Origin of the sequence: Nocardia vermiculata NBRC 100427 (assembly GCF_001613265.1) — a bacterium.
Lineage (GTDB): Bacteria > Actinomycetota > Actinomycetes > Mycobacteriales > Mycobacteriaceae > Nocardia > Nocardia vermiculata.
This window is the reverse complement of sequence record NZ_BDCA01000002.1, coordinates 205,931-217,064: the sequence shown is the minus strand read 5'-3', so window position 1 is coordinate 217,064 and position 11,134 is coordinate 205,931. Positions and strand designations below refer to the sequence as shown.

General features: G+C 67.8%; 9 protein-coding genes. 2 read left to right on the top strand and 7 right to left on the bottom strand.

Annotated features, from left to right (window positions below):
- Positions 1 to 4 precede the first annotated feature (4 nt).
- From NV2_RS04685 to NV2_RS04675, 3 genes are all read right to left on the bottom strand, one after another.
- Positions 5 to 1,231, bottom strand: a complete 1,227-nt coding sequence (locus NV2_RS04685) for an acyl-CoA dehydrogenase family protein (protein WP_067869838.1) — start codon at positions 1,229 to 1,231, stop codon at positions 5 to 7.
- 144 nt (positions 1,232 to 1,375) lie between these two features.
- Entirely contained in the window at positions 1,376 to 2,836 is a 1,461-nt protein-coding gene (locus NV2_RS04680; RefSeq protein ID WP_067870338.1) for an MDR family MFS transporter, read from the bottom strand.
- A gap of 353 nt (positions 2,837 to 3,189) precedes the next feature.
- Positions 3,190 to 4,395: a phosphatase PAP2 family protein gene (locus NV2_RS04675; protein ID WP_084473878.1), complete on the bottom strand. Its 1,206-nt coding sequence runs from the start codon at positions 4,393 to 4,395 to the stop codon at positions 3,190 to 3,192.
- 175 nt (positions 4,396 to 4,570) lie between these two features.
- Here NV2_RS04675 and NV2_RS04670 point away from each other — a divergent pair, with 175 nt between their 5' ends.
- Positions 4,571 to 5,428: a hypothetical protein gene (locus tag NV2_RS04670; RefSeq protein ID WP_157102744.1), complete on the top strand. Its 858-nt coding sequence runs from the start codon at positions 4,571 to 4,573 to the stop codon at positions 5,426 to 5,428.
- 14 nt (positions 5,429 to 5,442) lie between these two features.
- On the opposite strand, the gene NV2_RS04665 is transcribed toward NV2_RS04670, so the two are convergent.
- Complete coding sequence (locus tag NV2_RS04665) at positions 5,443 to 6,297, bottom strand: DUF1266 domain-containing protein (protein WP_067869831.1); 855 nt, start codon at positions 6,295 to 6,297, stop codon at positions 5,443 to 5,445.
- A 147-nt stretch (positions 6,298 to 6,444) separates the two neighbouring features.
- On the opposite strand from NV2_RS04665, the gene NV2_RS04660 reads away from it, so the two are divergent.
- Positions 6,445 to 7,266 (top strand): alpha/beta fold hydrolase, encoded by an 822-nt coding sequence (locus tag NV2_RS04660; protein ID WP_067869828.1) that lies wholly within the window; start codon positions 6,445 to 6,447, stop codon positions 7,264 to 7,266.
- Here NV2_RS04660 and NV2_RS04655 read toward each other — a convergent pair whose 3' ends face one another.
- From NV2_RS04655 to NV2_RS04645, 3 genes are all read right to left on the bottom strand, one after another.
- Positions 7,267 to 8,682 carry an amidase gene (locus NV2_RS04655; protein WP_067869825.1) on the bottom strand — a complete coding sequence of 472 codons (1,416 nt, stop codon included), beginning with the start codon at positions 8,680 to 8,682 and terminating at the stop codon, positions 7,267 to 7,269.
- 104 nt (positions 8,683 to 8,786) lie between these two features.
- Positions 8,787 to 9,650: a hypothetical protein gene (locus NV2_RS04650; RefSeq protein ID WP_067869822.1), complete on the bottom strand. Its 864-nt coding sequence runs from the start codon at positions 9,648 to 9,650 to the stop codon at positions 8,787 to 8,789.
- A gap of 136 nt (positions 9,651 to 9,786) precedes the next feature.
- Entirely contained in the window at positions 9,787 to 11,091 is a 1,305-nt protein-coding gene (locus NV2_RS04645; RefSeq protein ID WP_067869819.1) for a glycosyltransferase 87 family protein, read from the bottom strand.
- Positions 11,092 to 11,134: the final 43 nt, after the last annotated feature.

Sequence of the window (11,134 nt, the reverse complement as noted above, 5' to 3'; positions counted from 1 at the left end):
GGGGTCAGCCGGCCAGCAGACCCTTGGCGATATGGGTCACCTGGATCTCGTTGCTGCCCGCGTAGATCATCAGCGACTTCGCATCGCGCGCAAGCTGTTCCACCTTGTACTCGGCCATGTAGCCGTTACCGCCGAACAGTTGGACCGCTTCCATCGCCACCTCGGTGGCGGCGCGCGAAGAGTACAGCTTCATCGCGGACGCCTCCGCGAGGGTGACCTGTTCGCCGGCAGCGGTGCGTTCGATGGCGTTGAAGACCATGTTCTGCACGTTGATCCGGGCGATCTCGATTTCGGCCAGCTTCAGCTGGATCAGCTGGAACTGGCCGATCTCCTTGCCCCACAGGGTGCGTGACTTCGCGTAGTCGATGCAGAGGCGGTGGCATTCGTTGATGATGCCCAGGGCGAGGGAGGCGATGCCGATTCGCTCGGCGGCGAAAGACTGTTTGGCGCTGTCTTTTCCGTCGCCCTTCTTCGGGGTCTCGGTTTCGCCGAGCAGCCGGTCGGGGGTCAGGCGCACATTGTCGAAGACCAGTTCACCGGTGGGCGAGGAGTTCATGCCCATCTTCTTGAACGGCTTGCTCTGTTCGAAGCCCGGCATCCCCTTGTCCAGCACGAACGTCAGCACCTTGCGGTCGCGCCGGTCGGTGCCGTCCTCCTCGTCGAGCTTGGCGTAGACGACGGTCACATCGGCGTACGGGCCGTTGGTGATGAAGGTCTTGCGGCCGTTGAGGATGTAGTCCTCGCCGTCGCGGCGGACATAGGACTTCATCCCGCCGAAGGCGTCGGAGCCGGAATCGGGTTCGGTGATCGCCCAGGCGCCGACCTTCTCGAAGGTCACCAGTTCGGGCAACCAGCGCTTCTTCTGCGCCAGCGTGCCGTGGCTGCGGATGGTGGCGACGGTGAGCCCGAGGCTCACACCCATCGACGCCACCAGGCCCAGGCTGGAACCGGCCAGCTCCGAATTGAGGATGACGGCCATACTGCCCGAACCGCTGAATCCGCCCGACTTACCGGACTTGCCGGATTCCCCGGACGCTTCTTTGGCCAGCGTCTTCTCCAGCCCCTCACGGGCCATCTCGTCCAGCCCGAAGGTGGCGTACAGCTTGCGGATGATGTCGAACGGGGGAAGTTCGCCACTCTCCAACTGGTCGACGTTGGGTTCGATTTCCTTACGGATGAAGCCGCGCACCGCGTCGCGGAGCATCAGATCTTCGTCGGACCACTGGTACATATCGTGAACTCCCGAGGTTGGCGGAACCGTCCCCTCGAATATAGAACACGTTCTAGTTGCGGTGGTGAGCCGTCCTCGACCCGAGGCCGAAACGCCGGTGCGCCCGCGACCGGTCTCGGATCGCGGGCGCACCGGACGATGGGCTCAGTCCCTAGCCAACTCCAATTCCTCCGACTCACTGACCACCGTGGCCGGTTCGGGGGCGCGGTTCGGCAGCAGAATCGCCGCCACGATCACGATCACCGCCAGCACTGCCGAGACGCCGAACGCGAGCTGCATTCCGGACAGTTGGGCGAGCATCGGATCGGTCCCGCTGTCGATCAGCGAGGTGGCGCGACCCGACATGATGGTGACCACCAGCGCGGTGCCGAAGCCCGCGGCCACCTGCTGCAAAGTGGCCAGCATCGAACTGCCGTGGGAGTACAAGTGCTGCGGCAGCGCACCCAGGCCGAGGGTGAAGACCGGGGTGAAGGCGGCGGCCAGCGACACCATCAGCAGGATGTGCAGCACCAGCAACTGCCAGTACGGCATGGTCAGCGAAATCCGAGTGAAGCCCGCCAGCGCCACGGTCACACCGATCGCGCCGGGAATGACCAGCAACCGGCCACCGAAACGGTCGAACAACCGGCCGATGGTCGGACCCAGTACACCCATGGCGAGGCCGCCGGGCATCACCAGCAGGCCGGTTTCCAGCGGACTGAGGTGGCGCAGGTTCTGCAGGTAGAGCGGCAGCAGCAGCATCGAGCCCATCATCGCCAGGAAGGCGACCGCCATCAGCACCAGCGATTTGGTGTAGGTGCCGGCCAGCAGGACGCGCAGATCCAGCAGTGGGGTACCGGTGCGCTGCAACCGGACCTGCCGCAGCGCGAAGACGGCGATCAGGACGACCCCGGCAAGCACGATCAGACTCGGGACCAGGAAATTGTCGATCTCGAACTTGCTCAGTCCGTAGACCAGGCTGCCGAAGCCCAGCGCCGACAGCACCACACTGAGCCAATCGATCGCGCCGGCTTCGGGTTCGCCGACATTCTCGAGTTTGCGCAGGCCGAAGAAGGTGACCGCACCGGCGATCGGCAGCACGAACAGGAACAGCCAGCGCCAGGAAGCGATCTGCAGCACCAGGCCGGAGATCACCGGGCCCATTGCCGGGGCGACCGAGATCGCGAGGGTCACATTGCCCATCACCCGGCCACGATCCTGGGCGGGCACCACGGTCATCAGTGTGGTCATCAACAGCGGCATCATCACCGCGGTGCCACCGGCCTGAACGACCCGCCCGACCAGCAGTACCGCGAAGGTCGGCGCCACCGCCGAGATCACGGTGCCGGCCAGGAATACGGTCATCGCCAGTGCATAGGCGCGACGGGTCGACACCCGCTGCAGGAACCAGCCGGTGACGGGAATGACCGCAGCCATGGTGAGCATGAATACGGTGGACACCCACTGCGCGGACCGCTCGGTGACGTGCAGATCCTCCATCAGACGCGGAATCGCGTTCGTCATGATGGTCTCGTTCAGGATCACCACGAAGGTGGCCAGCACGAGTAACCGGATCACCGCGGGGGTGCGCCCACCGGTCGAGCGGTGGACGGATTCGGCGGACATCGATTTACCTCCGGGTGTGCGCGAACGCGGAATTTCCGCGACCGACGTCCGAGCCACCCCGAGGGCCCTGAACGCCATATGAGAACAGACGATCGTGACCCACTCAACTCGTCGGTGCCGCGACAGTATTCCGGTGCATCGAGCCGGAAAGCACGCGATTTTCGGGCCGGAAGTAGGGTGCGGAGTCGAGTTACAGGTGTCTCACCTGCGGCTTGTCGGCGGCAGGCCGCGGCAGAGAGACGCTGCTCACAGCGCCATGGCCGGCGGCCGATGCCGAACCGGAACCTACGCCCGCCGGAGCTCCCTCATCGGTCCGTCCCGAATGCCACGACCGGCCCCGTACCGGTGCCGCTTTATCCCGCCGGTGTCGGCGCGGCGGCTGCCGATGCCGTTCGGATCTCGTCCTTCTCGGCGCTCTCGGATTTCATTTCGCCACTCGTACGTAGCGGGTCGGGCTCCGCAGGGGCGGTAGCCCCGCTGCGGTCTCCAGCCCCGCTGCGTTCTTGCGTCTCGCCGCCGGGCCCGCCGGGTCCGCCGGTGTCGTCCGGACGGTCGGTGTCATCGCCGCCTGCAGCGGCCGCCGCAGCCGCGGCTGCCTTGTTGCTCACCACCGCGGGCAGCGGTCCCAGCAGTGCGCGTCCGGCACGCCAGTTCTCCCACAGGTGGGTCAGCAGCACGGTGAGCGCCGTGTACACGCAGCCGAGCAACACGTCGAGTACGTAGTGCTCGCCGCCGTAGACGAGAGTGAAGCCCATCGCGCACGGATACAGCACCAGCGGTACCCGCAACCACCAGCGCTTGGTCAGCGGCCACAGGGTCGCCGCGACCAGGACCGCGAACGCGGTGTGTAGCGAGGGCAGCGCCGCGACGTAGTTGCCGTGGTCCTCGAGCCACTGGGCACTGATGTCGGGCGAGACGACGCCGAGCCCGAATCCGGAGATGCGGCGGACCTCTTCGTGGATCACGCCCTCGCGCGCGGCGAACCACGGCGGTGCGGCCGGCACCAGGATGTAGGTGACCAGCGCCAGATACGACAGCAGCAGGATCCGCCGCATGTAGCGCGCCCACAGCGGCCGCGAATAGATGTAGAAGATCGCGGCAACCGCCCACGGCAGGATGAAGTGGGTGGTGTACACAGCGCCGATGATCGGAGTCCACCACGGCTGGCTGCCGTCGGCGGCGAGGTGTTCCTGCAACCACACCGTCGGCAGGGTGCCGTTGAACATCCAGCGGTCCGCGTCGACCAGTTCACTCATCCGCAGCGGCATACCGAGTTTGTCGGCGAGATCGCGGGTGTAGTCGTAGACCATCAGCGCCGCGATCAGCGGCAGCCAGTCGATCAGCACGCGCAGATGCTGCCGCCACGGCCGGTCGATGGTGAAGGCGAGGACACCGCCGATCATCCACCCGGCCTCGTTGAGGCGCCCGCCCGGCAGGAAGCCGGTCGCGAGCGCGACGATCAGCGCTACCAGGTAGGCGAACCGAACGCTGTAGCGAATCACCCGCCGTCGGGTGGTCGGCTCCGCGGTTTCGGTGGTTCCGGGGTGTACACCGAGCATTCGGCAAGTGTGCCACTCGCGTTCAGCGCCCGGACACGGCCCCGGGTGCGCGGACTCGCGCGCGGGTGCGGTGGATCCTCCGGGCGGGCGGCGGATCTCGGTAGAATCTGCCCCCGATGACGTCACCCGGCCGGATGGGGAGGATGCGGTAGTGCTCGAGGTGTGGGGGCGGCGGATGGCGGTCAGGTACACCGGTGGGCGAGTCGTCACCACACCGTTGAGTGTCGACGACCGGATCGCGCTCGACATCCGGGTCTGCGATCTGCGCGACGTCTGTCTCGTGGAGTCCGACTCCGGGGATCTGCTGTTACTGCTCTACTTCCGCGCACCCGACTACCGGGTCGGCGGTGTCCCCACCCGGCGCGGTCCCGCCACCGTGGTCCTCGAGCCCGAACTGTTACCGCAGGCGGCTGCCCTGGTGCGCGCGATCGAGGACGAACTGCTGGAGATGCGCCGCATCGTGCGCCGGCGCCCGAATCTGACGCCGCCGCGTCCCGTGCCGGGCCGGTACGGTCCGGTCCGCCCGGATGTGGCGCGGGCCGCGGTCCGGATGGGCACTCCCGGCGTCTGCGGGGCGGAGGTCGCCGCGCTGCACGCCTACGCCCGGGCGGACGAATACGTCCTCGAGTGTGCGCCGTGCGGGTATCGCGGTACCTCGGGACTGGTGGTGATCACCACGCTGCGCTTGCTGTTCGTCGGTCCCGGGACGGGATACGAGTTCCCGGTGGCCGCGATCGACCGGATCGATCTGGCGGCACCGCCCGGAGCGGTTGCCACCATGCGCATCTCGGACGGTGACAGCGAACTGGATTTTCTGTCCGCCGATTCCGCGAATCTGGCGCGGGTCACCGACGCGGTGCGACTGGCCTGCGAGATGGAGCATGTCGACGGTTCGATCGTCATGGCGCGGCCCTCGTCGCTGGATCTGTTCGGTGAATGGCAACTGCTGGTGGAACGCCGGGACCTGGGCATGGTCGATCCGGAACAGTTCAAATGGGAGGGCGCCGGCATTCTGCGTGCCATGCCCCAGTGAGCTGGGAGGTCGCGTCAGTGGAACGGGGACATCCCGAATACCGGCGCACCCGGATGGAGTGCGACCCGCCGCCACGGGCTCGACGGCCGCAGTAGCAGGCCGCGGATCATCGCCCGGCGCTCGTCGACCTGATCCTTGGCCGCCGCCAGATCCTGGGTTGCCGCCCAGAAGATCGCGCCGGTGAGGAATCCCGCGGCGAACTGCCGCCAATTACGGTAGTGCTGTTGGGCTTTCGAGAGTGCACGACCGAGCAGCGTCCACGCTTCGTCCTCGCCCAGATACCCCGCAGTGTGCGCGGCGCGGGCGATGAAGACGATGCGCGACAGATCCCAGGCGGTGGCGTCGGTGTTCAGCGGCTGCGGCAGCCGGTCGACGATGCCGAACTTGATGGCCTGCAACCACGCGTCGTAATCGCGGTCGATGCCGTTGACACCGCGGTAGCCCCGCACCTGCGAGACGGTGTGCAGGAACTCGCGATGGCTGTCGGCGAGGCCGCTGCGGTCCACCCGGGTGGTGTCCTGCGCGGCCGCGGTCGCGAGCGGATGCACCATCGCGAACAGCGGTGCGTGCATGCCGGCGAGCAGGCGGGAAACGGTGTCGCGCGCATCGTCGCCGTTGTCGACGCCCCACGATTCGTGCAGGCCCTCGATCGTGGACTCGCGGCGGGTCTCGGAACCGGCGGGATGTTCGGGGGCGAAGGCCACCGTGTCGTTGTAGGCGCGCCAGCTGCGACCGTAGTAGGCCCCGACGGCCAGGGCCCGGATCCGATCCTCGCCGGCTGCGACGCCCGACCACTTGTCCGGTCCGGTATCGAAATCGGAACCCGGAAATCCGCTGATCCGCGGCAGCCCGTGCGGTCCGGCGACCATCGTCAACCCGGTACCCCCTCACCTGTGAACATTCGACTTCGTGAGCCTACCGACCGGCCCGCGCACACCGGTGCAATCATCGCGTAGGTTCGACTGGCGCGCCGGGCGCACAATCCGCAGATTATCGGTCGCCATGAAGGAGTAGATATGCAGACCGTGACGTCGCAGGACGGCACCACCATCGCCTTCGACCGGGTCGGCGCAGGTGCGGCGGGAACCGTTGTCTTGATCGCCGGTGCCTTCGGCTATCGGGCCGAGCCCAATACCGTCGAGCTCGCACAGGCGCTGGCCGAGCAGGGGCTCACGGTGATCAACTACGACCGCCGCGGCCGCGGTGACAGCACCGACTCGCCGGGTGTGTACGACAGCGCCAACGAAATCGCCGATCTGCGTGCGCTAGTGGACGAGGCAGGTGGCTCGGCCGCGCTGTGCGGCTGGGGTTCGGGTGCAGTGCTGGCGCTGTTGGCGGCGCGGTCGGGCGCGATCGACGGGATCACCGATGTGGTCGCCTTCGAACCGCCGTTCGTGGTCGACCCCAAGGATCACGTGCCGCCCAAGGATGCCGAGGAGAAGCTGCGCGGGCTCCTGGCCGACGGTAAGCGTTCCGGCGCGGTCCGCTACTACATGAGCAAGGTGATGGGGGTACCGCTGCTGGTGGTGACGGCCATGCGGCTGTCGGCGGTGTGGCGCAAGCTGGTCGCGACGGCCGACTCCACCGCACACGATTTCGCGGTGCTGAAGCCGTTCAGCCGCGGTGAGACGATCCGGCCCACGGACTGGGCCGGCCTCACCGCACCGACGTTGCTGCTCATCGGTCAGCGCTCCGCACCGGCGCTCACCAAAGGTGCCAAGCGGATGGTCGAGGTGCTGCCCGATGCCCGGCTGCGTGAACTGCCGCATGTGAGCAACGATCCGGTGGCCGCCGAGCTGGCCCCGGCGATCGCCGAATTCCTCACCCGCACACGGTGATCAGGCCGTGATCGAGGGGAAGGTGCCCGCTGCTTCCAGCTGGTAGGCGAGGTCCAGCAGGGTGGCCTCGTCGCCGCGTGGCGCCGAGAGCTGAACCGAACCGGGCAGATTACCGCTCGTCAGCCCGTGCGGCACCGATATCCCGGGCCCGCCGCCGATATTGTTCAGCGGCGTGAATCCGACGTAATCGATGAGTTTGGCGAACAATTCGTCGAACGGCTGGTTCGGTGACTGCTCACCCAGCGGCGGGGCCGGATGCGACAGGGTCGGCGACAGCAGCACGTCGACCTCGGCGAAATGCTCGTCGTAGAGGGCGGTCGCACCGCGCAATCGCCGCGCCGCCGGCACCACCGACAGCGGGTGGCGGGCGATCGTCGCGGCGAGCCCGCGGGTGAAACGGTCGATGCGTCGCGGGTCGAAACGGCGGCCGTGTTCCACCTGGAACGACGCCATCATCAGCACCGCGCACAGCGCCCAGTACGTGCAGAAATCGTCCACGAACCGCAGGTCGGCCTGCAAGCGCTGTTCGATCAGCTCATGGCCGAAACCGGCCAATTGTGCTGCGGCCGCGTCGAGTTCCGCCTCGGTCTCGGGATGCGGACGGTGGCCTCGGATGTCGGCGCGGATCACCCCGATCCGCAACCGGCGCCCGCTCGGCCCCTCGACCAGCCCGATCGGTGGCAGTCCCGGCGCCGGTCGGTACCGTTCGGCCGCCGCGTAGTAGTGGGCGCAGTCACGCACCGTCCGGCTCACCACGCCCTCGGCGACCAGATTCACCGGCAGATGATCGATCCCCGCCTGGGCCAGCATCCGCCCGCGGGTCGGTTTGAGGCCCACCAGTCCGGTGGCCGCCGCGGGGATGCGAATCGATCCGCCACCGTCGTTGGCATGGGCGATCGGCACCGCACCGGAGGCGACCAGGGCGGCCGCGCCACCCGAGGACGCACCGGCGGAATGTGCCGTGTTCCACGGGTTCCGGGTGGGCGGCCGATCGGCGTATTCGGTGCTCGCGGTCAGTCCGAATTCCGGCATGGTGGACTTGCCCAGCAGGACGAATCCCTGGCGCAGGAACTGCTCGGCCGGTGGACTGTTGCGCCGACGCGGGGACGGGACGAATGCGGCCGAGCCGTGGCAGCTGGGCAGCCCGGCCACGTCGGCGTTGTCCTTGACGAAACTCGGTACCCCGGCGAACGGTCCGAACGTGGCCGGCCCGCGCCGGGCGCGGTCGAAGCAGTCCACCTGAACCGCGCCGAGTTCCGGATCCACCCGCTGTACCCGGGCGATGGCGGCCTCCAGCACCTCCCGGCGGCCGAGTTCACCGGCTCGGATGGCGGCGGCCAGGCCGACCGCGTCGAGGGTGCCCAGTGCGTCGTCGGTGAAGGCATGGACGGGCTCGGTGGCGACCGGCGGTGTCATCTGATGTAGTCCTCTCGGGTGACCTCCGCGCGGTCTTTCTCGCGCGTATCGCCTCTCGGTCTACCAGACTCGCGTCCGCGCCGCCGCAATTGCTGTAACCGCGACTACCGGATACTCTCCGGTGCCCGCACGACCCGGCCGCCCAGTCGCTCGGTGACGTCGAATCCGTGTCCGCGGAACCAGCGCGCCAGAATCGGGACCGCCGAATCGTCGTCGCGGAAGGTCGGGACCAACTGGGCGACGATATGCATCCCGTGGGCGTCGGCGGTGTGGCACAGGTGTTGCAGGGTCGCGGTGCCCAGGCCCATCCGGCGCAACGGCAGCAGCACGTCGATGTTGTCCAGTTTGATGGTGCTGGCGTAGATGTCGTACTGCACCACGACGGGTCCGTGCTGTTCGTTGAGCAGCACCGGATCCGGGGGCACCGGGCGGATTCCGCCGGGCAGATGAACGACCAGCCGGCGGCGTGCCTCGTCGTCGGGCGCCATCCGCACGGCCTGTAGTACCCGATCGGTGAGTTCGGCGACGACGGTGCCGTCGCCCTCGGCGGCGAGCGGGCGCGCATCGGTCGCCGAGCGGGCGATACCGCGTAGGTTCCGTACCCAGTGCGGATCGGCCTTCGCGTATCGCTGCGTGAGTTGTTCGATGGTGTGCTCGAGCCCGAACAGGCCACCGAAGGTTCCGGTGTCCCCGCCCGACAGCACACCCCAGACGTGTGCGTCGGCGCCGACGCAGTGCCGGGCCAGTTCGCTGCGGATCTCGTCGCGCCGGCGCTCGGCCTGATCCACGGCGGCACCGGGGAGGATGCGCAGGAACCGCTTCCATCCGTCGAGATTGGCGCGGATCCGGGTACCGGCGAGTTCGGCGCAGGCCTGCTGGTAATTGCTCCAGGCTTGCTCCCGCCGCTGGATCAGCTGCCGATCCGGGCGGGTGGTCTCACCTTCCGCGGTCGGCGTGTTGTCGTCCATATCTATCTACGGTACGACTGAAATGCGGTGTGACCGGGGTGTTATGGAATCGTTCGTAGTGTGTCGCCGATATCTGAGCGCAGTTGGCGGATGGTGCGCCCGGAATTTACCGATCGATTGCGTCCGGCGTGTCGGCTCAGGACCTGCTGGGCACCCGGGCCCGCAGCGCCCGCAGGGAGTCCGGCAGCAGCGGCTCCTGATTCACCGCTCGCGGGGTGACGTAGACGAACAGCGCCACCAGCAGCACACTCAGCCATACATAGGTGTCGCCGATCAGATGCTGCCACGGCGTCCAGGCCAGTTCGCGGTTGTCGTCACCGGGTTCCCAGTTCTGCGGACCGATGACGAAGACCACGGTGGTCGCCGCGATCACCGTGTACCAGCGCAGTGCCCGGCGGCGCGGGAGTCGTGCGGCGACGCCCACGGCGCCCAGCAGCGCTGGCGCGACCCACACCCAGTGGTGCGACCACGAAATCGGCGAAACGAGCAGGGTGAACACCGCGTTGAAGGCCAGCGCGAGCGCCGGATCGGCCACCGCGCGCCGCATCGCCGTCACCACCAGCACGAGCAGTACCAGGCTCAGCAGACCCCACAGCACGGTGAAGGCGGGTTCGGGGACCTGGAACCGGGCGAGCACGCCCTGAATCGACTGGTTGGTGCGGAAGGCCGAACCACTCAAGCCGGACACGTTGCCCATGCCGCCGAACCAGTACTTCACCGATTCGTGCGGCATCAGCGCGAACGCGAGCCCGGTGGCCACGGCGCCGGTGATCGCCGCCGTGATCGCGGCCCGGTAGTCCCGCTTCACCAGGAAATACAACACGAATGCGGCGGGAGTCAGCTTGATGGCGGCGGCGATACCGATCAGGATGCCGCGCGGCCATTTGGTGCGCCGGGGCAGGCAGTCCGCCGCGACCAGCACCATCAGCAACAGGTTGACCTGGCCGAACCCGAGTGTGGAGTGCACCGGCTCGAGCAGTATCCCGAGTGGAATCGCACATGCGCTCGCCCACAACACCACCGAGGTACCGCCACTGCCCCAGACCCGGCGAGCCACCAGGTACAGCGTGACGGCCAGCGCCAGCACCGAGACCGCGAAGAAGCCGATTTCCGCGGCGGTCCACGGCAGCAGTGCGAACGGCCCCAGCGCCACCGCGGCGAACGGGGGATAGATGAACGGCAGGCTGATGTCGGCCGAGGTTCTGGGGAGGCTGCCGTACATCTCGGCGCCGTCCCACATCGCCTGCACCCCGAGGCGATACACCTGTAGATCGATGAAATCGCCCTTGATCGCCTGTAGCGGCCACGTCGGCCACAGCGTCCAGCACACGGCGATCGTGATCAGCACAGCCGGGACGAGCCAGACGAGCCGACCGAAACGGCGGACTCCCGGCAGCTGCGGTCCCGGCGCCGGCCGGGTGGGTGTCGAGACGCTAACCATCCGGGACGAGGTTACCGACAGCGGGCCCGCCGGCGAAGCGCGG

What these genes read in the sequence shown, in the direction of transcription:
- NV2_RS04685 (WP_067869838.1), bottom strand. Translation starts at nt 1,231, where the DNA reads ATGTACCAGTGGTCCGACGAAGATCTGATGCTCCGCGACGCGGTGCGC.
- NV2_RS04680 (WP_067870338.1), bottom strand. Translation starts at nt 2,836, where the DNA reads ATGTCCGCCGAATCCGTCCACCGCTCGACCGGTGGGCGCACCCCCGCG.
- NV2_RS04675 (WP_084473878.1), bottom strand. Translation starts at nt 4,395, where the DNA reads ATGCTCGGTGTACACCCCGGAACCACCGAAACCGCGGAGCCGACCACC.
- NV2_RS04670 (WP_157102744.1), top strand. Translation starts at nt 4,571, where the DNA reads ATGGCGGTCAGGTACACCGGTGGGCGAGTCGTCACCACACCGTTGAGT.
- NV2_RS04665 (WP_067869831.1), bottom strand. Translation starts at nt 6,297, where the DNA reads ATGGTCGCCGGACCGCACGGGCTGCCGCGGATCAGCGGATTTCCGGGT.
- NV2_RS04660 (WP_067869828.1), top strand. Translation starts at nt 6,445, where the DNA reads ATGCAGACCGTGACGTCGCAGGACGGCACCACCATCGCCTTCGACCGG.
- NV2_RS04655 (WP_067869825.1), bottom strand. Translation starts at nt 8,682, where the DNA reads ATGACACCGCCGGTCGCCACCGAGCCCGTCCATGCCTTCACCGACGAC.
- NV2_RS04650 (WP_067869822.1), bottom strand. Translation starts at nt 9,650, where the DNA reads ATGGACGACAACACGCCGACCGCGGAAGGTGAGACCACCCGCCCGGAT.
- NV2_RS04645 (WP_067869819.1), bottom strand. Translation starts at nt 11,091, where the DNA reads ATGGTTAGCGTCTCGACACCCACCCGGCCGGCGCCGGGACCGCAGCTG.